The sequence below is a fragment of the Hoyosella subflava DQS3-9A1 genome (genome assembly GCF_000214175.1).
Classification (GTDB): domain Bacteria; phylum Actinomycetota; class Actinomycetes; order Mycobacteriales; family Mycobacteriaceae; genus Hoyosella; species Hoyosella subflava.
Map to the genome: position 1 here is coordinate 2,605,472 of NC_015564.1, position 21,912 is coordinate 2,627,383.

Annotated in this window: 24 protein-coding genes; 10 read left to right on the forward strand and 14 right to left on the reverse strand. The window is 62.1% G+C overall.

The genetic code is table 11. The annotated features are described in order from the left end of the window. Window positions 1-48: 48 nt before the first annotated feature. From AS9A_RS12315 to AS9A_RS12330, 4 genes are all read right to left on the reverse strand, one after another. Window positions 49-258 carry a hypothetical protein gene (locus tag AS9A_RS12315; protein ID WP_013807350.1) on the reverse strand — a complete coding sequence of 70 codons (210 nt, stop codon included), beginning with the start codon at window positions 256-258 and terminating at the stop codon, window positions 49-51. Between the two features lie 80 nt (window positions 259-338). Next, window positions 339-953: a hypothetical protein gene (locus AS9A_RS12320; RefSeq protein WP_013807351.1), complete on the reverse strand. Its 615-nt coding sequence runs from the start codon at window positions 951-953 to the stop codon at window positions 339-341. Window positions 954-963: 10 nt separating this feature from the next. Further along, window positions 964-2,100: an FAD-dependent oxidoreductase gene (locus tag AS9A_RS12325; RefSeq protein ID WP_013807352.1), complete on the reverse strand. Its 1,137-nt coding sequence runs from the start codon at window positions 2,098-2,100 to the stop codon at window positions 964-966. Further along, the gene (locus tag AS9A_RS12330) at window positions 2,097-2,744 is read right to left on the reverse strand and encodes a MerR family transcriptional regulator (protein WP_013807353.1); all 648 of its coding nucleotides are present in this window, start codon (window positions 2,742-2,744) and stop codon (window positions 2,097-2,099) included. Before AS9A_RS12330 ends, AS9A_RS12325 begins: the two co-directional genes overlap by 4 nt. Before the next feature lie 76 nt (window positions 2,745-2,820). Here AS9A_RS12330 and AS9A_RS12335 point away from each other — a divergent pair, with 76 nt between their 5' ends. Genes AS9A_RS12335 through AS9A_RS12345 form a run of 3 tightly spaced genes read left to right on the forward strand, consistent with a single transcriptional unit; the run spans window position 2,821 to window position 5,368 of the window. After that, window positions 2,821-3,792, forward strand: coding sequence for an LTA synthase family protein (locus AS9A_RS12335; RefSeq protein ID WP_013807354.1), 972 nt, complete (start codon window positions 2,821-2,823; stop codon window positions 3,790-3,792). After that, window positions 3,789-4,277, forward strand: coding sequence for an ABA4-like family protein (locus AS9A_RS12340; RefSeq protein WP_013807355.1), 489 nt, complete (start codon window positions 3,789-3,791; stop codon window positions 4,275-4,277). Before AS9A_RS12335 ends, AS9A_RS12340 begins: the two co-directional genes overlap by 4 nt. Before the next feature lie 32 nt (window positions 4,278-4,309). Then, window positions 4,310-5,368 (forward strand): class I SAM-dependent methyltransferase, encoded by a 1,059-nt coding sequence (locus tag AS9A_RS12345; protein ID WP_013807356.1) that lies wholly within the window; start codon window positions 4,310-4,312, stop codon window positions 5,366-5,368. A 14-nt stretch (window positions 5,369-5,382) separates the two neighbouring features. Here the strand turns inward: AS9A_RS12345 and AS9A_RS12350 are convergent, their stop codons facing one another. From AS9A_RS12350 to AS9A_RS22720, 4 genes are read right to left on the reverse strand one after another with little or no spacing between them, the layout of a single operon-like run. Beyond that, the gene (locus tag AS9A_RS12350; protein ID WP_013807357.1) at window positions 5,383-5,838 is read right to left on the reverse strand and encodes a QcrA and Rieske domain-containing protein; all 456 of its coding nucleotides are present in this window, start codon (window positions 5,836-5,838) and stop codon (window positions 5,383-5,385) included. Between the two features lie 16 nt (window positions 5,839-5,854). After that, entirely contained in the window at window positions 5,855-6,409 is a 555-nt protein-coding gene (locus tag AS9A_RS12355) for a DUF6529 family protein (RefSeq protein ID WP_013807358.1), read from the reverse strand. A gap of 10 nt (window positions 6,410-6,419) precedes the next feature. Next, a complete protein-coding gene (locus AS9A_RS12360) occupies window positions 6,420-7,097 on the reverse strand; it encodes a hypothetical protein (protein ID WP_013807359.1) in 678 nt (225 codons plus the stop codon). 9 nt (window positions 7,098-7,106) lie between these two features. After that, the gene (locus tag AS9A_RS22720) at window positions 7,107-7,760 is read right to left on the reverse strand and encodes a COG4315 family predicted lipoprotein (protein ID WP_158307361.1); all 654 of its coding nucleotides are present in this window, start codon (window positions 7,758-7,760) and stop codon (window positions 7,107-7,109) included. A gap of 213 nt (window positions 7,761-7,973) precedes the next feature. Between AS9A_RS22720 and AS9A_RS12370 the strand changes: the two genes are divergently transcribed. From AS9A_RS12370 to AS9A_RS12380, 3 genes are read left to right on the forward strand one after another with little or no spacing between them, the layout of a single operon-like run. Next, entirely contained in the window at window positions 7,974-8,519 is a 546-nt protein-coding gene (locus AS9A_RS12370) for a sigma-70 family RNA polymerase sigma factor (protein ID WP_041451888.1), read from the forward strand. Beyond that, window positions 8,509-9,183, forward strand: a complete 675-nt coding sequence (locus tag AS9A_RS12375; protein WP_013807362.1) for an anti-sigma factor family protein — start codon at window positions 8,509-8,511, stop codon at window positions 9,181-9,183. Before AS9A_RS12370 ends, AS9A_RS12375 begins: the two co-directional genes overlap by 11 nt. A 39-nt stretch (window positions 9,184-9,222) precedes the next feature. Further along, complete coding sequence (locus tag AS9A_RS12380; protein ID WP_013807363.1) at window positions 9,223-11,043, forward strand: neutral/alkaline non-lysosomal ceramidase N-terminal domain-containing protein; 1,821 nt, start codon at window positions 9,223-9,225, stop codon at window positions 11,041-11,043. Between the two features lie 41 nt (window positions 11,044-11,084). On the opposite strand, the gene AS9A_RS12385 is transcribed toward AS9A_RS12380, so the two are convergent. Continuing rightward, window positions 11,085-11,513, reverse strand: a complete 429-nt coding sequence (locus AS9A_RS12385) for a VOC family protein (protein WP_041451889.1) — start codon at window positions 11,511-11,513, stop codon at window positions 11,085-11,087. Window positions 11,514-11,596: 83 nt separating this feature from the next. Here AS9A_RS12385 and AS9A_RS24790 point away from each other — a divergent pair, with 83 nt between their 5' ends. Beyond that, entirely contained in the window at window positions 11,597-12,190 is a 594-nt protein-coding gene (locus AS9A_RS24790) for a TetR/AcrR family transcriptional regulator (RefSeq protein ID WP_013807365.1), read from the forward strand. Here the strand turns inward: AS9A_RS24790 and AS9A_RS24120 are convergent. After that, entirely contained in the window at window positions 12,187-12,363 is a 177-nt protein-coding gene (locus AS9A_RS24120) for a DUF5302 domain-containing protein (RefSeq protein WP_158307362.1), read from the reverse strand. The genes AS9A_RS24790 and AS9A_RS24120 overlap by 4 nt on opposite strands. 155 nt (window positions 12,364-12,518) lie before the next feature. Here AS9A_RS24120 and AS9A_RS24125 point away from each other — a divergent pair, with 155 nt between their 5' ends. Beyond that, window positions 12,519-12,695, forward strand: coding sequence for a hypothetical protein (locus AS9A_RS24125; protein WP_013807367.1), 177 nt, complete (start codon window positions 12,519-12,521; stop codon window positions 12,693-12,695). A 56-nt stretch (window positions 12,696-12,751) separates the two neighbouring features. After that, window positions 12,752-14,611, forward strand: a complete 1,860-nt coding sequence (locus tag AS9A_RS12395; RefSeq protein ID WP_041451058.1) for a DUF2339 domain-containing protein — start codon at window positions 12,752-12,754, stop codon at window positions 14,609-14,611. Here the strand turns inward: AS9A_RS12395 and AS9A_RS12400 are convergent. Continuing rightward, a complete protein-coding gene (locus AS9A_RS12400) occupies window positions 14,544-16,058 on the reverse strand; it encodes a multicopper oxidase family protein (RefSeq protein WP_013807369.1) in 1,515 nt (504 codons plus the stop codon). The two genes, AS9A_RS12395 and AS9A_RS12400, sit on opposite strands and share 68 nt — an antisense overlap. Window positions 16,059-16,211: 153 nt before the next feature. Between AS9A_RS12400 and AS9A_RS12405 the strand changes: the two genes are divergently transcribed. After that, the gene (locus tag AS9A_RS12405) at window positions 16,212-16,919 is read left to right on the forward strand and encodes a hypothetical protein (RefSeq protein ID WP_013807370.1); all 708 of its coding nucleotides are present in this window, start codon (window positions 16,212-16,214) and stop codon (window positions 16,917-16,919) included. Between the two features lie 4 nt (window positions 16,920-16,923). On the opposite strand, the gene AS9A_RS12410 is transcribed toward AS9A_RS12405, so the two are convergent. From AS9A_RS12410 to AS9A_RS12420, 3 genes are all read right to left on the reverse strand, one after another. Further along, window positions 16,924-17,847 carry a 1-phosphofructokinase family hexose kinase gene (locus tag AS9A_RS12410; protein ID WP_013807371.1) on the reverse strand — a complete coding sequence of 308 codons (924 nt, stop codon included), beginning with the start codon at window positions 17,845-17,847 and terminating at the stop codon, window positions 16,924-16,926. Between the two features lie 4 nt (window positions 17,848-17,851). Continuing rightward, window positions 17,852-19,573, reverse strand: a complete 1,722-nt coding sequence (locus AS9A_RS12415; RefSeq protein WP_013807372.1) for a patatin-like phospholipase family protein — start codon at window positions 19,571-19,573, stop codon at window positions 17,852-17,854. A gap of 66 nt (window positions 19,574-19,639) precedes the next feature. Beyond that, a complete protein-coding gene (locus AS9A_RS12420) occupies window positions 19,640-21,769 on the reverse strand; it encodes a transglycosylase domain-containing protein (RefSeq protein WP_041451059.1) in 2,130 nt (709 codons plus the stop codon). Window positions 21,770-21,912: the final 143 nt, after the last annotated feature.

A 21,912-nucleotide genomic window follows, 5' to 3' on the forward strand; every position in this document is an offset into this window, starting at 1 on the left:
GGGGTATCACGCTTGGCGATACCCCAAACCAGGTTGTATGCCGCTGATTCAGCTGATGCTCGCGCTTTCGATTTCGTTGATGTCGTAGTCAAGACCGAAATCGACAGCGGGCAGTGCCTCCATGCCGTACGGCACCAGCAAGTAGTTGATGAGGTCAACCTGCTGCTGTGTGAATTGCTCGAGCCAGATCGGCAGGACGAATCCCATCATGTCCAGCATTGGGGTGATCATTGCAAACTCGGGACCCAGCGAATCCATTCCGCCTCCTTTTCGGGTGCACTACCGGGGCAACTGTAAGCGATCAGATGTCACAGGCGCGCGGCGAAGCGCATCGATCGTTAGCTTTCGCCATCAAACTGTGTCCTCGAATGATCATCGCGGAGAGCCAGATACTTTCGGCCCCTTGGTGATAATTGATAGCCAACCGGGAGGCTCTGAGTCAGTCCGCGCTGTTTGAGTCTCCGGACGTCCCGCTTGAGTGCAGGCACGTCGGGGTAGCCGAGTCGGGCGGCGAGATCACTTGCCCGCACAGCGGGATTCTCGCCAATCACCCTTAACGCCGCGTGCGTCCATGCGCCACGTTTGCTCGCGCCATCAAGGCGCGCGAGCGACGCATCAATGTCTGCGACCTCCAGGGCGCCGAGATCAGTGCGTTCAGCCAGTTCTATTTGCGGATCTTTCCCAGCCCACGAGACGGCAATACGGTAGGTAGGCAGGTCCGGTGAACCGCGCAGTGCGGCGCGCACCTCGGCCACGGATGAAAAACCCGCGCGTCGCGCGTCCTCTTCGGTAATCGATTCAGGCTTTACCTGCTGAATTTCGTCAATCCGCACGAGGCCCGCACTCGTGGTAAACACCGAACCGACCGTGATCCTCAGCGACGTCCATCTACGGAAAGCGAGATCTATTGTCCCCGCGGCGACACCGCGGGCGACGTGGCCTGGCAGCAGCACGACGCCTCCCTTACGTGGCCGGAACTTCCCATCGCGTGACGCGGTCCATCGCGCGCCTCGCGATGTTTCCGGGTGTAGCTCGCACGATAGCGTTGCGCGCTACAGCGAGAGCCGGGTTGCGCACGAATATCCCCATGCGCCCCGTCATTCTGGTCGCTTTCGCGACGGCATGTGCACGCTCGCGACGGACGCGGTCGTAGCGATCCAGCCCGTCCCGCGTGTCTATATACGCGCCGAGCGTCGCCGCGTCCTCGAGCGCCTGGCATGCGCCTTGCCCCAGGAATGGCGGTATCGCATGCGCCGCATCACCGAGAAGCACAATTTTGCCGCGAACGAGCGTTTTTGGCTGCCGGGAGGCGTGGAACAGGTCGTGATGGAGTAAGGCACCCGGCTCGGTGGCAGCAACTAGTTCAGGTATGGGGTCATGCCAGGCGCCAAATCGTTCTAGAACGTACGCGTGATTGTCCGCAAAGCGCTCGCCCTGGGGCGCGAGAAGCGCCGCATACCAATAGATCCGGCCGTCGATAAGCGGAACGATCCCAAGTTCCGCACCCGGTGCCCAGGTTTGCGTCAAGCCGAAATCGTGGGGATTTCTAACCTCCGCGATCGCGCGCCACGCCGTGACACCGACGTATTGCGGGGGCGGAAGTTCCGGCCAGTGCTGCGCGCGTATTCCACTGGAAATTCCGTCTGCCGCGACGATCAGGTCACCGTGGACCGTTCGCGTCTCTCCGTCCTTGCAGTACTCGACCTCACCGGTGAGCGTGACCGCAGTGACGCGGGAATCAGCGATGAGAGACTCGCCCGGAACCGCACTCCGCAGGATGTCATGCAGATACGCACGGTGCACGGGAGCGACGTCTGACTGCGAAACCTCCTGACGCATCAGCCAGCGACCGGTGTTGCTTCGCAGGCCGCCTGCACGCATTCCCTGTCCGACAAACAGTTTCGATTCGAAGCCCAGGTAATCGAGCGCTCGGATGGCGTTCGGGAACAACGTCACGCCTGCGCCAATCTCCTGGAACTGCGGCGCCCGTTCAAGCACAGTAACGTCCCAGCCCTTGTGCGTCAGCGCCACCGCCGAAGCGAGCCCGCCGATGCCTCCTCCTACGACGATTGCCCGCCGCGCCGTTCCTGCCGCGCTCACTCGCTCACCTCTGGGCGAAACAACTTCGCGGAGCCGTTTTCTTGTGCGATCCGCCGCAACCCCGACAACACTGTGTCGCCGAGTACAGTCCATGTCACTGCTTCCTCGACAATGGTGTCTGACTCGAGTTCCTGCGCGATCCCAGCAATGTCGGCGCGTGCCGCGATCTCTGCTGCGCGTGCGTACGCGGAAAGCAATTCGCGATACTGGGCGGGGTCTCCGCCGAGTTCGATTACCCGGGACAACGCCGCAACGACCATGTCACGGGCCGGGTTTCGGTGTGTGAACCAGCCTTGCTCCGCAATGATTTCATCGACCATTTTTTCCACAACTTCGTCCTTCGCTGAATCGTCGACCGGCGCTGTGATTGCCTGCTGGACCATTCCGAGGATCTCGTGGGTAGATCCGGTTTGGGCGTCCAGCGCGCCCACTATCGTTTTGATGGCGGCGAGTGGCACATCCCCTACCTCGCGAAGCGCGCGAATCAGACGCAGCCGCCGGACATGAGTCTCGCCGTAGAGCGCTTGGTTCGGGCTTGTCCGTTCGCCCGGTGGCAGCACGCCCTCACGCAGGTAGAGCTTGATACTTGCGACCGGGACGCCGGATTGAGCGCTGAGTTCGGCCATCCGCATCAAATGCGCCATTGCACTACCTCCATTTAGATAGCTACACTATCGATAGTAGAAGTATCTACTATCTATCTGGCTCCTGGAGATCATTATGACACTCGTCCGAACGCTCTGGCAGGCGCACCGCCCGCTTATGATTCTTGCCGCCACCATGGCTGTGCTGACCGTAGTTTCCATCCTTGGCCTCGCTGTCGATGATCGTGTAATCGGTGGCGCCCCAATCTGGGCGAAACCCTTCAAGTTCGCCGTCTCCTTTCTTGCGTACGGTCTCATGTGGGCGTGGCTGATGTCGTATCAACGCAGGTGGCGCCGATTCGGCTGGTGGCTGGGAACAGTGATAACAGTGGCCGCATTCGGTGAAATGCTCGTCATCACCGGCCAGGTCATGCGGGGCCGGCAGAGCCACTTCAACACCCTGACCGCGCTTGACACCACGCTGTGGTCCATCATGGGCGCAACGATCGTCGTCCTCTTCCTCGCCAACCTGGTGTGGGCAGTCTTGCTCTGGCGGCAGAACCTCGGCGACAGGTCAGTGACACTCGCGATCCGTTATGGCGTCGCATTGTCAGTAATCGGGATGGGTCTCGCGTACCTGATGGTCATGCCGACACCTGACCAGCGCGACCAACTCGCTGCCCAAACTCCCACGATGGTGGGAGCCCACAGCGTTGGTGTTGCCGACGGAGGCCCTGGACTCCCCCTGCTTGGCTGGAGCACCGAAGGTGGCGACCTCCGCATCCCGCACTTCGTCGGAATGCACGCCCTTCAGCTCATCCCGCTCGCGGCGCTGGTACTGATCTTCCTGGCCCCGCGGATACCAGTCCTGCGGCACGAAATCACGAGAACGCGCCTGATCAGCGTCCTAGCGGTGAGCTACGCGGGGTTCGTCGCGCTCGTCACCTGGCAGGCCCTTCGTGGGCAACCGCTGATCCATCCGGATTCACTCACGCTCGCCGCGCTGGCGCTTCTACTTACCGCCACGGTCGCGAGCGCCAGCGCAGTCCTCACTTCCAGCACGAAACGCCGAGAAGCCGCGATCTCAAAGAAGGAAGCATCCGTATGACCGAGCTGCTATTCACCCTGTCGTTCCTATTCGCCGCTCCGTTCTGGGCCATGATGATCCTGGCGCCGAGATGGTCGGCGACGCGGCGGATAATCGCCTCGCCGTTCATCGTCGTGCCCAGTCTCAGTGTCTGCCTGTTTCTCATCGTTCCGCTCTTCCCAGAATTCTGGGCGCTCGTCGTCGCACCCGACCTCACGAGCCTTCAGCAGTACGTCGCCCGGCCGGAGGCGCTGGCCGGCTTGTGGGCTCAAGTCATCGCGTGGGACCTCATGATCGGACGGTGGATCTACCTCGACAGCAGAGATCGCCGGATTTCGCCATGGCTGATGGCACCAGTCCTCTTCTTGGCGATACTGCTCTCCCCATTCGTCCTTCCTCTCTACTTTGTCCTCCGCTATCTGGGACGCAACACCGAAAGTGATCGCTCGCAGATCGTCACTGAGCAACCATCTGCGAATGTTGGTGTTGTGGCGAACTCCCAATGACTAGTGCTCCAACTCAGGCGCAGCATAAGAACATGACATCTATCGAGGTCGCGGCAGGTAATCTGCTCACCATCCTCAACCACGGTTATCTCACTTTGATGATCAGCATCGGTCACCAGGCACGTCTATTCGACACCTTGAATGACCGGCCGGCAGCTACCAGCGAGGAGATCGCGCAGGCAGCAGGGCTCAACGAGCGGTACGTCCGCGAGTGGCTGGGCGCGATGGCGGTCGGCGGGATCGTCAGGTATGACCCGTCCGCCCAAACGTATGTGCTGCCTGAGGAACATGGGGCCCTGCTCAGTAGAGCTGCCGGGCCTGACAACCTTGCAACCCTGGCGCAAATGCTGCCGCTGTTGAGCACAGTCGAGCAGCAGGTGCTGCAGTCATTCCGCGCAGGAGGAGGCGTCCCGTACAGCGAGTACACCCGTTTCCACGAACTCATGGCTGAACTCAGTGCAGCAACCAACGATGCCGCACTGCTGCCAGTCATCGTTCCTCTCGTTCCGGGCTTCCACGAACGGTTGACCGACGGTATCAGCGTCGCCGACATCGGATGTGGCAGCGGTCATGCCCTCAACCTCCTTGGCCGTGAATACCCTCGCAGTACATTCACTGGCTTCGACTTCGCTGAGGAGGCCATCAGCGCCGCGAAGCGTGAAGCGCACCAGATGGGCCTCCCGAACACCGTTTTCATCGTGAGGGATGTCAGTGAGCTAGGGGAAGAGGACCGCTTTGACGTCGTTTTCGCTTTTGACGCGATACACGACCAGGCCCACCCGGCACGTGTGCTGAATCAGATCTTCACCGCACTCAAACCGGGCGGCACCTTCGTCATGGTCGATATCCGCGCCTCATCCAGGCTCGAGGACAACCTGGACCATCCTCTCGGAGTCATGCTCTACACAGTGTCGACGGCCCACTGTATGACGGTGTCACTCGCCCTCGGCGGCGAGGGACTCGGCACCGCCTGGGGCGAGCAGAAGGCAACCGAAATGCTGACAGAGGCTGGCTTCACTGACATCGAGATCAAACATGTCGACCAGGACATTCTCAACAGCTACTACCTCGCCTCGAAACCAGCGATGTAGCGACCGAAGGAGCATTAGCCGAGAATGATGGACCGTCCCGCGATCGAAATCTGTCGTGGTGGAAGGGCACTGGCGGCAGGTCCGTTCGCCACAGAGCCGTCAAGATTGAAACGGCTTCCGTGGCAGGAGCAATTGATCGTCCCGTCGGAAACGTTCGCGACGATGCAGCCCTCGTGCGTGCACACCGCGGAAAATGCCTGAAACGTGCCGCTGGCAGGCTGAGTGACCACGACTTGTTCCGAGGCGAAGACCTCGCCGCCACCTACCGGAATATCATCGATACTTGCGAGCGCGTCAGCGGCCTCGGCAGGGTCGGCCTCCGCATTCGGATCGACTGTGACGGGCGCTACTGGTTCGGCGGGCTCATTGTCCTGCGCTCCGTAGGTCGCACATCCGGCAACCGTGGCGCCCGCGCACGTCAGACCTGCGACCTTGAGGGCGGTACGGCGGTCAACACACTGAAAATCCACGTGGGTACCTTTCTGTCTAGAACGTCAGGCCGTTATTGCTGAAGAACCACAGTGACGAGGTCAGCCACAGTCCCGTGAGCCCAGTGAAAACAAGACCACCGAATACCGGAAGCGCCCAGGCGGGAAGTCCCTTCTTGGTGAGGATGAGCATCTTCGTCACGAACACCCCATAAAAGAAGCAGCCGAAAAGCGAATGCGCCAGCACCCGCGTGCTGTAATCCTGGAAACCCAGCGCGTAGAGGCAATGTACCGCGACCGGGACGCTCGCCAGCACCGCGACCCGGCCTGACCACCTGTGTGCGGTGCCAATCCACGCAGGCGTCCGCACTGACGGGACTTTGCCGTACATCACGAATGCCGAAACTAGCTGAAAAACGGCAAACGCAATGGCTATCGTCGCGAGCCACGCTTTCACTGCCGTGGGACTGGAGAAGCCCGCGACATTGACGGAAAAGTATGTCGGTTCGTGGAATCTGCCGTACACCCCCAGCGTCAGCGCAACCAGCAAACCAGCAATGAGGGGAACGATGAGGCCGGCTGATCCCCGGGTTGCGGGGGCTTGAGTACTCATTCACCTGTCCTTACGGGATCTCATCGGCGCCAGTGATGAGGCTGGCCTGGACGGTCTGGCCGTTGATGATGGCTGTTCCATCGGGGTCGAGCGCTGGTGCAGGCTCAGTTGACCCATCGGGGTTGCGCTGTACGCCCGTCACCGAACCGTCCTGCTGCACAATCCAGCTGACCCGAGTGTCGGTACCAAACGCATACAGCGCGGCAGGCGGTGATTGCGCCTCGGCGATGAAGTCCCACTCCTGGTCAGCGAGCGCGAAAACACCGTCGACGGCGCCATTGAAGTAGCTGCCCGTCACCGAAGAGTTATCGCGTCCAGTCAGCTCGAGCGTGTCGCCTGTAACTTCACCCTGCAGCCAGATCTCCACGTCGGCCCCATCGCAGGCATACGCGATCGCAGTATCGTCCTCGACTGCGATGCCGAGGACCATTGGCCCCTGTTCTGAGGGCATTTCGATCACGTACATGCCTTCGGCGGGAAACCCCGGGGCGTCCTCCTCAGGCTCGGGGGGCGCTTCAGCGGGCGTTGTCTCCACCGTCTCCGCGGTTGGTTGGGCCGTTTCCGTTTCCGCGGCTGCGGGGGGATCTGGTGACTCCGAGCGTGAGAACAGCGTCATATTCACAATGAGGATGCCCACCCCCAGCGCCAGCACGGCGACGAGGGTGAGAATCGGTCCTCTCGATTTCATGGAAAGCTCCTAGCTCGCTTGCGCTTTGCCGCCGCCAGGTGCGATGGCGAACCACACGTCACCGACTCCATGTCCGTTGACGTCTCCGGGTTCCCGGTCGTTGGCGAAGTAGTACACAGGCCAGTTGTTGAGGGTGAGCTGGCAGTCACCGTTCTCCAGTTCGATATAGCTGACGAGCTCCGGGTCGACGCCCTCCACATACACCGAGGCCGGCCAGTTCAACAGGACGCGCGGCCACGTCTCGGCGCACTCCCCCGCACAGTTCGAGGCAGGAGGATTCGTCGTATCGTTGTCGAACCGGTAGAGGGTGAAGCCCTCCTCATCGGACAGGTACGTGCCAACTTGCCCGTTCGGGGTGGCGACGAGCGAGACCGCGTTCTCCACTCCAGGCGGGGCTGTCCCTTCGAAAACCTGTAGGGGGCCTTCAGTCTTTGCGAGTACCGGTGCGGAAGTACCCGCTTGCCCTGCTTGCCTGGCCTCGCCTGCGTCTTCGGCTTCTCCGGTTTCCGCTGCTTCCGTTGGCTCCTCTTCGGCGAGGAGCGTTGCCTCGGTAACCGCGGGGGTGGCCGTCCTGTCTGCGCCGGTCACGGTGCCGGTGTCCTCACTACCGCTGCAGCCGCTGAGAAGAACCGCTGCCAGAGCAACCGCGGCGAGGCGAGACATTGAGCGAAGGTACATGGTGAGGCCTTTCTGTGCTGTTCCCGGATGGCTCATCCGCCCGGTAACTATTCACACGTACGCCCGGCCACTAAAGTTCACCGCAAGGCCTTAAATTTACTTTTTTTACTATCCCACGATCTTGAGCGTTTTGACCGATCTGTTCGTGTTAAAAGTAGGCTGCACGAACAACAACGGAGAGGCCGGGTGGTGGCCACGATGGTGCCGTCACGCACACGCCGACAGCGCAACGACGCTGACGAAGCGATCATCCGTGCGCTGTTCACTGAACACGGACGGGCGATGCTCGGCTACGCGACATCGCTGACCAACGACCGTTCCGCCGCCGAAGACGTCGTACAGGAAGCATTGGTGCGCGCCTGGCGCAATCCCGACGCGCTGGTCAATGGCAAGGGATCAGTTCGGGGCTGGCTCCTCACGGTGGTTCGCAACATCGTCATCGATCGGTCGCGTGCACGACAGTCCCGGCCGGCCGAGGTCCGCGAGTCACCGGCACACGAGCCAGTCGAGCCCGATCATGCTGACCGCGTGACGCAGCGCCTCGAACTGATGGGCGCTCTGGAACGCTTGCCCGCGCACCACCGCGACGTTCTCGAATGCGTCTACGTGCTCGGGCACACCGTCAATGAAACCGCGGAGAAGTTGGGCGTTCCCCCCGGCACCGTCAAATCGCGCGCCCATCACGCTTTACGAACACTAAGAGAGAGCACGTTCAGGAAGGAGGTGCAATCGAATGAAGGATAAGGACTTCGACATCGAACAGTACCTGTTCGGCCAGATGTCACAGGAGGAACGGGACGCCGCAGAACAGTATCTCGCGGAGCACCCTGACTGGCGTGCGGAGGTCGAGACCCTGCGCGCGCTCGAGGACGAACTGGGCGACATCCCGCACGAGTTCTTCCTCGACGGTGCACCTGAGGATGCCGACCTCGTCCTCGCCCGTGCCGTCCGGCAGGCCAGATCCGAACGTCCTGGTCGTGTCTCCAGAACGATGTCGATCGCGTTGGGCGCGACTGCCGCCGCTATGGTGGCGCTCATCGGCGTCGCCGTTGTCATCGGGTACCAAATAGGCACGTCAAGTACCGAACTCGACGGCCCGGCCCCGGTTGCGATCAGCGGATCTGATCCCGCCACAGGTGCGACACTCATTGCTGAACTAACGCCCGCTGCTGGCTGGATCCGGCTCACAGCAACCGTCACTGGCATCCCTGCGGGGGAACCGTGCTACCTGATCGTGGTCGATGGGGAAGGAAATCGAGAGATCGCAGGTGGCTGGCTCGTTTCCGAAACCGGTGAAGCGGAGGGAACCACCCTCAGCGGATCAGCGCTGGTAGCACCCGACGACGTCGCTGAGGTTCGCGTCGAGAATGTCGCCGGGCAGACATTCGTCGCTGTCGCTCCCGCCTAGATGCTCCGCTGAGAGCCGAAATTCTCTACGCTCAACCGAGTGACAGGGACGAGCGTCGGGTGCGGGATCGCCGATGTCACTGGTGTGGCGTACGGCAACGGGATGATGGGGTACTCGATGCCTCAGCAACGCACAGGGGGTATCCATCTGCGGTTGCGGGCACGCGCATTCATTGTCGACGACGGCACCACACGGGTCGTGTTTGTCTGCGCGGATCTCGGCATGATTTTCGACGCCGTCCGCCAGGCTGTGCTAGTGGAACTCGGTGGAAAGTTCGGCAGCCTGTATGGGGAGCAGAATGTGCTGCTTACCGCGACACACACGCATGCCGGTCCAGGTGGATTTTCACACCATCTGCTGTATAACCTTGCACCCCTGGGATTCCACGAGAAGACATTCGGTGCAGTTGTCACGGGGATCGTGGCCGCGGTCAGCAATGCTCACGACGCCATGGCCCCTGGCTCCCTCGCAGTCGGGCAAACCGAGTTGTGGGATGCGAGTGTGAATAGATCACGGCCCGCCTTCGACCTCAACCCCCTCGAAGATCAGCGTGAATTTCCGCGCGCGATCGATCCCGCTATGACGGTTCTGCGGTTCCGCCAGGGCAGCACGGATGTGGGTGCGATCAGCTTTTTTGCCACCCACGGAACCTCGATGACGAACACGAATCGGCTGATCAGTGGCGACAACAAGGGTTACGCGGCGTACCAGTGGGAACACGATCATGCCGGGGTTCGCTATCGCGCCGACACCAGGCCCTTCGTCGCTGCATTCCCGCAGACAAACGCGGGCGACATGTCGCCGAATCTTGAGCTGAAGCCAGGTACTGGGCCCACCCGAGACGAGTTCACGAACACCCAGATGATTGGAGGCCGGCAGTTCCGTGCTGCACTGGGTGCATTCAACGGCGCCCGGCCCCTGAGGGGCGGCGTGGATTCGCGACTGCAGTACGTCGACATGTCTGACGTCGCAATTGACTCAACCTACACTCCTGACGGCAAGCCGCACCGTACTAGGAGCAGTGCGATCGGACTGCCCACTCTGGCGGGGAGCGTCGAAGATGGACCTGGAATCGGCATCCCCGAGGGGCTGAGGAAGCCGTTCGCATCCCACGATCGCCGTATCGTGGTGCTGCCGTCAGGACGACTTGGCTGGACACCGAACATCCTGCCGCTGCAAATCATGCGCCTCGGAACGCTGCACCTCGTCGCGGGACCGGCAGAGTTCACGATCGTCGCGGGACTTCGGATTCGCACTTCCGTCGCGGCGGAACTGCGCGTGAACGTCGAAGACGTCCTGCTCGTTGGCTATTCCAATGCGTACTCCCAATATGTCACCACTCCAGAGGAATACGACTCCCAGCAGTATGAGGGCGGATCGACGCTGTTCGGCCGCTACTCCCTGTGTGCGTACCAGCAGGAATTTGTGCGGCTCGCTCGCGACCTCACCAGCCGCGCCGCGCTCCCGAAGTCGCAGGACCGTGGTGCACCGCGGAATGTCCTGCGAGCACGCACCGTGCGGCGGCGCGAAAACGGGACATATGGCCGGGTTCTTACCGCGCCCTCGCCTTCGTACCGGCCCGGTGCGACCGTTGTCGCTGAGTTTGTTGCCGCTCATCCCGCGGATGCGATGTGCCCGAACTACATTGACGTCGAACACCACCGCGATGGCAGCTGGGTACACATCGCTGATGACGGCGACTGGGAAACACGCGTAACGTTCGCACGGCGACGCCGACAGCTCATTGCCCGCGCGGAGTGGACAGTGCCTGAGGACACGTGCGCAGGAACATACCGAATTGTGTACCACGCACGCGAGGGTGCACGGTCAGCAACTGAGGCGTTCGCGATCAGGCCATAGCGCGGAGTGGCCTAGCCCGGCAAGGCGATGCGCCAAGTGTGCTACTGCCCGCCCGGCTCTGCGAACATGGCCGCGAACTCCTCCGATGGCGGAATCTCGGTAATGACATCAATGAGCACACCAGAAGGATCGCTGACGATGAAGTGGCGCTGACCGAAATCTTCACTGCGCAAAGTCAACTCGATATCGACACCCGCACCGCTCAGTCGCTGATACTCGGCATCCACATCGTCGACCTCAAAGTTCAGCAGCAGGCCCTGAACTGGGTTCCGGAACCCGTCAGGGAGTGTGGGGTGGGTGGCGTCGAGCAGGGCGAGCTCGTACGTCTGTCCGTGTGACCCTTCCCTGCGCAGGCTGACGTACCACTCAGCCTCAAAGGCAACCTCGAAACCGAAATGTTGCAGGTAGAAGGCACGCGACTCATCGAGCTTCGTGGTGCAGATTACTGGATAAAAGCTTGAGATTTTCATCATGACCCCATTCACCTACCGACGGTCGGTATTGTTCAACGATAAGATACCGACCGTCGGTAGGTCAACTGCTAAAGTTAGCCATGCCCCAACGCACCAAGGCACAACAACGTGACAAGACAGCCCGCGCACTGCTCGGCCACGCGCGGCAACTCTTTGCAGAGCGCGGCTACGCGCACGTCAGCCTCAATGAGATTGCATCCGCCGCCGGTGTCACCAAAGGTGGCCTCTACCACCACTTTTCAGGAAAAGAAGCGCTCTTTGAGGCAGTAGTGCACGAATGCCACTTAGAGGTCGCCGCACAAATCGAATCGGCCGCACCAGACGCCGACGCGTGGACCCAGCTCGTCGCTGGATGTCAGGCGTTCCTGACCGCGAGCACCGAACCCGGCCTGGCACAGATCATGCTGATCGATGCGCCGTCAGTGATTGGATGGCACGCGTGGCGGGGACACGATGCCGCCACATCGATGCGACAGCTCGAAACAGCACTCGCGGAACTGATGGATACCGGCGTCATCGCCTCGCAGCCCGTCGCTCCAATCGCCCATCTGCTCTCGGGCGCGATGAACGAAGCCGCGCTGTGGCTCGCGCACTCCGGCGATCGGGTGCGCGACCTCAGCGATACGATCTCTAGCCTGACGCTGCTCCTAGAATCCCTGCGAACGCCTGGTTAGCCGCTCTTGCGGCGGAACATTTTCCTGTTCCCCTCGGCACCGTGGGCGTCGTGGGCCTTGCCCTGCCCATGCGCATGGTTGTTATGCGGGTCGTGATCGTGGGCGTTCTTCTGCGCAAGCGCTTCCTTGAACTGCCGCTTCTGCTCGTCAGGAACTTGATGATGCTCGCTCATGAGTGACCTCCCTCACCGTAAGGTATGCAGTGAGTCTGCCACCGTGAGTGTCAGCCTAGCCAGCGATTTTGTGAATCCCCAAGCTGGCGCCGTGTTTGAATTAGCTGAGCACCGTAGATATCGCGCGTGCAGTACATGACCCTAGGGGGAATCCGATGATTCAAGACATTCTGCTCAATGTTCTCGGCGGAAGCCTCGGCGGCACCGCTCTCGGGCTCGGTGGCATCTTCCTCGGCATCGCTGGCGGCCTCGGCGGTCCCGCAGCGATCGAATTCCTGCTCAACACGTTCGGCGGTCTGGACCCCGATCTCCTGACTACCTTGCTCCCGTAGGCTCGCCCGCCAGGTGAAGCACTGCATTTGAGCCGTGCGCAGTGCAGAATGCTTGAGTGAATCCGCACACCAACGATCGCGAGCTCGCTGCGCGTCTCGCCACTCGCCTCAACGAGGTCAGCTCGCAACTGCACTATGCGCGAGCTGAACTCAGCGAATTGCAGCACCGGATCGAACAGCGCGATACCAACGAGGCTCGGCTGCCTGCGCCGGTTCAGCCCGCAGCGCAGGTGCAGCCGCCCGCCCCTGCGTCAGTGCCCTACTCGCCGTATTCGCAGCCAAATCTAGAACCTCAGCGAGCAGTGGGCCCTGTCCCGGCTCGACAGCGGTGGTGGGACCGCGAGGGAGTCGTGAGCCGGGTGCTCGCGGTGTCCGGGGCCGCGCTCACACTCATCGGCGTGGTGCTGCTTCTCGTGCTGGCAGCCCAAGCAGGCTACTTCGGGCCACTTGCGAGGGTGATTGCCGGTGCAGTCTTCTCACTCGCCCTGATTGCGGTCGCCTGGCGCGTCGCGGAACGTCCTGGCGGCCGCGTTGGCGCCGTCACCCTGGCGGCCACCGGTGTGGCTGGTCTTTACCTCGATGTCCTCGCCATCACGTCCTTCTACGAATGGGTGCCACCCATAGCTGGGCTGATCACGGCGCTGCTTGTCGCAGCGGCCGGCCTGAGCCTCGCCTTGCGCTGGGATTCACAACTACTGGCCCTCATCGTTGTGATTGGGACCGTCGTGCTCGCGCCCGTCATCACCGACGGGCTGAGCCCACTGCTGCTCGCATTTTTGATTGTCTTGCTCGCTGCGAGCTTCCCCGCGCAGTATCAGCGAAACTGGCCAGGGCTACACGCGGCGCGGACAATTCCGGTCGCGGGCGCGTTGCTCCTCGCCATCACTCTTGGTACCCCGTCCGATGCAGTGAATCTCGTTATCCTCGCAGTTGTCTTCGCAACAGTTGCTGCGGGCGGAACATTGCTGGTCATACGGCGCTACCCCACCGACACGGTGGCGCCGGCCCTGCTCGCCACATCGGTGGTGCCTCTGCTCTTTACGGGCGCACTGACGACGCGGGGAACGTATGTGATCCTGATGGCGGGACTCGCTCTCGCTGCAGGAGGTGCGGCGTGGGCCTTGCGCGCCTTTCCCGTCGCCTCACGCACCGTGCTAGCCGCGGTGTCGGCGCTCGCGGTGCTGTGCGCTGTGCTCGCCGCATCGACAGAAAGCCTGCGCCCCGTCGTTGTACTCGCAATCGCGCTGACCGCACTGGTCGCCGCGCACCAAACCGGTGCTGCGGTAATGCGGTTGTCTGGCTACGGGTACGCGGTCGTCGGCGCGCTCCTGTATCTCACCAGCGCGGAGCCCGAGGTGCTGTTCGACTCGCAGCGGGCAATCGAGTCGGCAAGTCTCGCTGTGATCACCGCAAGCGTGCTGCTGGCCCTCGTTGCGGGTGTCGCGGCTGCCACGACCCCTGGGGACCGGGATCAGGCGGAAACAATCTGGGCGCTCGCTGGGGTCGTCGGACTCTACGCAGTGAGCGCTGGAGCCGTCCTCAGCGGTGTCCTTGCCGCGGGCTCTGAAGCCGGGTTCCGGGGTGGCCACGCCGCTGCGACCGTCTTGTGGATGCTGACCGCGATCGCGCTCTTGCTTTTCGGCCTGCGTCAGCGGGCACGCACCGCAATGGTCGGGGCTGGTCTCATTCTCGCTGCGATGGCAGTGCTGAAGCTCCTCTTCTTCGATCTCGCGGCACTCGACGGTTTCTCTCGTGTACTCACATTCCTCGCGGTGGGTGTGCTGCTCCTTGTCGCCGGTACCCGTTACGCACGGGTGTACGCCGAACGTTCAGCCGAACAGTCCACGGCTAATGATGGTGCCCAGCCTGAGGCAACCGCTGCGGTACCCGATCCTGATGCGCACTGGCGTCGATAACCACGAACTGGCCCATCAGCCCACGATCCTCATGCGCGAGTATGTGGCAGTGATACATGTAGGGCACCTCGGGATCCGTGTAGTGCTCAAATCGCATCAGTAGCCGGACGGTTTCCCCGGGCGGGATGTACACGGTGTCCTTGGGGCCCGCCAACGCGGGATCTCGTGAGTCGAGAATCTGGAACTGGACATCATGGACGTGGAAATTGTGCGGTGCGCCCGTTCCGTTGCGCACCTCCCACATCTCCGTCGTATTGACTTCGACGACTTCGTCGATTCGGCCCATGTCCATAGTCTGATCGTTGATCTCGTTCGAACCGGAAATGCTGAAGGTTCGGGTCACCGTCGGCTCCCCCAAGTCACGCTGGGCCACCAGTTCGTCAGGAACCGCGGTGTTCGGTGTGAGGGAAGGGCCCGCACGGAGCTCAAGGATGTCGAGCGAATCGTCACCACCCGAGAATCGGTTCGTCCACATGTCCAGCCCAAGCGGCTGGGTGACGCTGCGCAGCACGGTCGATGAACCCGCAGGTACTGACACGACGATTTCTGCACGTTCGCCCGGCGACAGCATGAGGTGGCTCAACCGCACGGGCGCTGCGAGCAGACCGCCGTCAGTAGCGATCAAGTCGAACGTGACACCTTCGGTGAATGTGAAGTTGTAGGTCCGCGCATTCGACGCGTTGAGCAGTCGCAGCCGAACGCGCTCAGTCGTGACATCGAAGAACGGAGCGGGCGTGCCATTGACGAGGATGTCGGAACCGATGATGCCCGCCTCAGTGAACATGCCTGGCCGCAGGTCGAGCTGCCCGTCCCGGAAACGCTTGTCCTGGACGATGAGGGGCACGTCGTCGACTCCGTAGGACGAGGGCAGCTCCGGCGTTTCAGCATCATCAATCAGGAACATACCGGCGATTCCGCGGTACACATGTTCAGCTGTCGCACCGTGCAGGTGCGGGTGATACCACAGCGAAGCCGCTGCCTGGTCGATCGTCCACTCCGGTGACCAGGTCTCACCGGGCTCGATCATCTGGTGTGGACCGCCATCCATCGCCGCCGGCAGGTGCATGCCATGCCAGTGCAGGGTGCTCGCAACACTGAGTTCATTCGAGACGTTAAGGCGCACCCGCCCACCCCGGTCGGCACGCACCGTGGGACCGAGATAGCTGCCGTTGACACCCCAAGTCTCGGTAGCAGGGCCATGACCGAGATCGGTGGTGCCGCGCTGCATCGTCAGGTCGAAGACCCGGGTCCCGTCGGCGTCAGTCCGCGAATCGGCGAGCGGAGGGATGTCGAGCGCGTTTTCGAACTCGATAACACCTGTGGTGTCATGCCGGGCTCCGTTCCAGGCGGCCATTAGCGCCACCACACCTCCAATGCCGACCAGCAGCAAGCCGGTGAGCAGGGCGGCCAGCAGGCGACGGGTGCGACGAAAAGTCATGGGTACCATCGTCGAGCTTCCGCGCCGCCATGCCATCCGTGCGCACGACCCATTTCGTATCGGGGTTTGCCCTGACAACACACCCGCACGTGTCTGCTCGGCTCTCACCGATTCGCAGGTCAGAATGGACGAGCACCGACAATGCACTGACTAAGGGAGCCCATGCCGCGCACACCGAAACGCCAGTTCGCCCTCGCCCTGACGTGTGCCGGTGCACTAGTGGCGTGCGGGGCTCCGCAGGATCCTGACCCTTCGCCGGTGACAACTCCCCCTGCCCGCACCACTGAGATCCCGCTTCCCACCCCCGCAGAATTCGACGAGACCGAACCAGGCGAGCCTGCGCTCGATGAAGTCATCTTCGAGGGCGACTACCCTATCGATGTGGGACCTGCAGGGATGGTTACCGTCACCGTCCAGAATGGTTCCGACGCTGCCGTGACTCTCAGTGATATCCAGCTCGAACCCGGCTGGCGTCAGGAGAATCTGGAAGAGGACCGCGACGAACTTGAACTCGAGCTCGTCAGTGATGACGGATCGATAGATATCGATGTGACAGTCAACAACAGACGATTCGACACCGACGTCTCAATCGACATCCCCGCCCAGAACGGTGAGTTCATGTTCCGCCTCGGAGGAGCAGGCACCATCACGGTCGAGGTCGACGACGATGCTGTGCGTGTGCAGAACCTCGATGTCCGTGATGACTGGGAAGTGCGCGGAGAAGATCGCGGACGTGACCGCACAGTGGATATCGAACTCACCAACCCGGAAACCCGCCAGGCCGTTGAGTTCGAAGCCGAAGCAGACGACGACCGCCTCGACGTTCAGCTGAATACGCGCACCCGTTCGGTGCGCATCACGCATGAGTAGTGCGTCAATCGGTGTATTCACCGAACAGCCGATCAACATCTGCGCGACGGCAGAGGCCGGTGCCTTCGGTGATCAACGTAGCCGACGCCGCGGCAACCCCGAGCTGCACGGCGCGCACCATCTCCCATCCGCGCGACAGCCCCACAGTGATACCCGCAACCATCGTGTCTCCCGCTCCCACCGCGCTTCGGATCGGCACCTCAATAGGTGGCAGCACCGCCACGTCGTCGGCGGTGACCAGCATTGCACCCTCGGCGCCGAGCGAAATCACGACGTTCTCGGCTCGTCCGCTCTCAATAAGGCTGCGGGCGGCGGCGGCGCGGCCCTCCTCGTCTTCCAGGGAACGCCCCGTGAGTCGCGCCAGTTCACCGAGATTGGGCTTCACCAGAAAAACTCCTGCGGCGTCACGCAGGGCATCACCAGACGTGTCGAGGATGACCTGGGCCCCCGCATCGCGCGCAACGGCCACCACCCGCGAGTAGTACTCCGAATCCACGCCTGGCGGCAAACTGCCGCTCGCGACTACGAAATCGGCCTGCTCGCATTCCTCGGCAACAGCCGCCAGACACTCATCCTGTTCAGTGATCGCCAGCTCGGGGCCTGGCAGTACGAAACGGTACTGCTTGCCGGTTGATGTCTCGTTGACCGTAATGCCTTCCCTCGTCGCGCCCTGAATGTTGATGCACCTCGTTCCAATGCCCGCCCCGGCGAGGATCTCTTGAAGCGCGTTGCCGACGGGTCCGCCAGCTGGGTAAACAGCGCACGCCGATTCACCGAGAGTGTGTGCGACACGAGCGACATTTATGCCGCCCCCGCCGGCGTCATATCTCGCGGGCCCGCAGCGTAGCTTGCTGGTCGGGCGCACTTCCTTTGTTGTCGTGTCGACGTCAAGTGCCGGGTTCAGTGTCAGAGTGACAATGCTGGCCATGTGGCTAGGGTAACGGTGCCGGCGCGCTCTTCGGCCTCTTGGCGAGGAGATCAGTGCGGTTCCGCCGGGCCTTGTCACCGAGGGCGGCTGCTGCCGCGCGTGCGGCGTCAAGGATCGCGCTCATCGGTTTCGCTTTCGGCCGGCCCGCTTCGGTGACTTCTACGGTGCCCTCAGGTGCCGGCGGTTGCTTACCGTCCCACCACACTGGGTCGAGCATGTGCTGAATCACTGGCAGCGACTGCTCCACTGACGCAGTGCCCCATTGAATTGCGCGATCCATCGCCTCGGTGGGAGCAGCGAGCGTCAACGCCGACAGCGTGGGACGGAAACGGATAATCCTGTCCGCATACGGGGCGTTGCGCACCATTTGCACCTGAACAGCCTGCGTGATGGGCTGCAACCACAGGTGTTTCGGATTCCACTGCGGGTGAAAACAATCCCAGGCGTAGTAGCACGCATTCCGTGTCCCCAGACGGCCGTCCTGAATCCGTTTCCACGCGAGTTCCACAGGCACATTGCTGGCCGCGAACCCGTCGATGAGCGCACCCACATCTTTCTGTTGCAGCACCTCGTCAAGGATCGGCACCATCCGGGGGTCTCGCGTCTCATGGTGGAGCACCCCCGGTATCGCGGAGGAAAAACTCGCGGCATCGACGACGTTGAGTTCGGCGGTAAGGTCGTCTCCACCGAGCACGATGGGCTTCACGACCCGGGTGTCGATGAAAGCCGCGGCCTGCCACATCCGGGCCGCCACAGAGTGCCGGACTCCGATCCGCGTGCGGGGCAGTGTGCGGGTCCGCAATGCCTCCAACTCGGTGCGCCGAAAGCGTGCGGGCAGGCGGTCGAACGATTGTCGGCGCACACCCGCAACGACAGTTTCAAACGGCATCGCCAGATCTCGCATCTGCAATGGTGCGCCGTCCTCCCGGCGGAATAGTTCGTCAGCGAACGCATCGAAGTTCAGCGAGAACAGTCCTGTCAATCCGTGACGGCGGCGCACGCGTGAGGGGCCCAGAATGCCGCGATACGTCACTGTCTTCGCCCAGTCCACGTATTCGCTCATCGGAACAGGCAAACTCCGGGACATCACGCTTCCAACGATCGCGCCGAACGACGTTGTCAGGAGATATGACGGGGTGATGCCACTAGCGATGAGGCGCTGCATGCCGCCGAGATACACGTATCCCGCGCCGCCTCCCCCACCGAGAATGCATACGAGTGCCTTGTACCCAACTTCGCGATCAAGTTCAGCGAGCGAGAAATCACTCGCATGACGCTCAGCGACAGTTTTTCGGTGGCGTTGCAGTTCCTCGCCGAGCTCAGGGAGGAGGGCCTTCGCTGCGGTGAGGCGCTTTTCGGTATCAAGCTCCGCACGAAGCGGGTCATGCAGTCTGTCGATAACGAGGGACCGGAACTCGGCCACTTCATCAGCAATGTCAACGTCGCCGCGGCCGCGCCTGCCGTAGGGACCCGCCGCACCGGGTTCGAATACGGTGAGGCGCGCGAAACTGATCAGGTATCGCAGTCGACGGAATTCACTGCGCGTCAGCACCTCGGGGTGTTCCAGGTCGGCGCGTGTCAGCGCGCCTTCCATGTGCTGCAGCGCGAGGATCGGATTTCGGCTCGGAAGGCTGACGTCTTCCGGCGCTTCCGCAATGTCCTCGACCGACTCGGGATCAAACCCGAGGGGAAGTGGCAGCTCATCCTGGTCTCCGCGCTTCGCCATAGTCCAAGTGTCGACGAGGTATCCGCCGCCCGTGGACGAGTTGCCCAAATCGGTGCCGTGTTACACCTACCCGGGCAGCGGGATCCGGATCCCGGGGAAGATTTCCACCTCACGCAACTGCGGTATCTGCGGCAGGGGCGGCAGCTCAACTTGGGGCGGCGGCGCCGGAGCGGGCCCAGGTGACCGCGTGACCGCTTGCGGCGGAGCTGGCGGCGTGTACACAGGGACACCCGCCTGGCCGCCAATCGGCGCGGGCCACGGGAATGATTCAACGGGAGTGCCGTCGAGCGCGGAATCCATTGTGCGCTTCCAGATCCGTGACGGAAGCGTCGAACCGTATACGCTCGCACCCCATCGGTCCGTCAGAGCCTGCGCTTGCTCCGTCCCCACCCACACGGCTGTCGACAAGGATGGGGTGTAACCGACCATCCACGCGTCTTTGTTCATACCCGTGTTTCCGAGCTGAGTGGTCCCGGTCTTGGCAGCCGAAGGGCGGCCACCAGCGAGCGAGTTCCCGCGCGAATACGCCGCAATCGGCATCATGGCCTGGGTGGCATTGTCGGCGACCGGTTTTTCGATCCGTTGTTCGCCCTCGGATGGCTGCCGTTCGTAAAGGACCTCACCGTCCGCCGCGACTACTTTCTGCACAAAATGGGGCTCGTGGAAGACACCCGAAGCTCCCAGCGTGGCATAGGACGACGCCATATCGATCGGGCGCACCTGGTACTGGCCGAGCACGATGCCCGTTTCAGGCGGCCCCCCATCCTGGCTCAGGCTCTTGCCAGGGAGATTCGGGATCTCCTCGGGAATGCCAGCGGCGTGCGCGGCGTCAGCGACCTTCTGCGCACCATTCGACATCGACAACGTCAGCCGGTAGTAGCTGGTGTTCAGCGATCGTTTGAGAGCTTCAGCGATGTTGCACCGGCCGCACGACTCGCCACCGACGTTCGAGATCTGCAGGTTCCCTATCGTCACCGGTGAACTGTCATATGTCGCGGAAAGCGGTATTCCTTGCGTCAGTGCGGCCACCAAAGCGAAAACCTTAAAAGACGAACCCGTTTGCAGCGGAGCTTGTGCGAAGTCGTACCCCTGGCCTTGCTCGCCACCGTAATAACCTTTGACCGCACCACTTCGGGGATCGATGGAAACGACAGCGGTCCGGAGATCCTCGGGTTCGCCGTCGAGCACACCCCGCGCCGCATTCACGGCCGCTTCCTGGGTCTTCGGATCAATCGTCGTGATGATCTGAACGCCGCGCGTGTCGAGGTCTTCCTGGCTCACGCCAATGCGTTCGAGTTCGCGAAGCACTTGCGCGCGGATCAGGCCCTCAGGGCCGCGTGCCTCATTGGGGTCGGGAACTTGCTCGACAGGAATGACTTCCGGGAACTCGATCGCACTCCGCTCGCTCGGCGTCAGCACGTTCATCTCGACCATGCCGTCGAGCACATAGCGCCAGCGAGCCTGAAGCGGATCGGTGGAGGTCTGGAAATCCAGGCTCGACGGACGGTTGATCACTGCTGCCAGTACGGCAGCTTCAGCGACGGACAGGTCGGCAAGCGGCTTCCCGAAATACACTTGTGCCGCCGTCGCAATTCCGTAGGCGCCGCGACCGAAGTAAATGGTATTCAGATAAGCGGTCAGGACGTCGTCTTTGCTCCATTCGCGCGCCATTCGAGCTGACAGTACGAGTTCACGCCATTTGCGTTCAATACTGCGCTCAGGCCCCACAACGGTACTTTTCACGAACTGCTGGGTGATCGTCGATCCACCGCCAGCGTCCTCATCGCCGCGAATATTATCTCGAGCGGCACGCATAAACCCGCGAACCGAGAACCCTGGGTTCTGGTAGAAACTGCGATCCTCAGCAGCGAGCACCGCATCGCGTACGTGATCCGGTACCTGATCTAGCGTGATGTTCGTCCGGTTGCCCTCAGGTGGCACCACGCGTGCTAGGACACTACTTTCGTCCGCCGCGTAGATTGTCGCGATCTGGTTGTTACGCAGGTCAACAGGGTGCGGCACCTCCGCGTTGTAGTACCCGTAGGCGAACATGCCCGCTGGCACAAGAACCAAAAGCAGGACAATGAGGACGAATCCACGGCGAACATGCCGCCACCCGGAACGCTTCTTCCGGGCCGGGGGTGCAACGGCGCTGCCCCTGGTCCTCTTTGACGCTTTCGCACTGTCAGAACTCACAGTCAAGATCCTTCAATCGGTTCGACGGCAAGGGTAGCGCCCCCGCGCCGTCATTGCCCAGTGCGAGCGTCAAACCAGGCATATCTGGCGCCACATGAGTGGCGGTCATCACACCGTCACCGATATCGGAATAATTGCCTGGA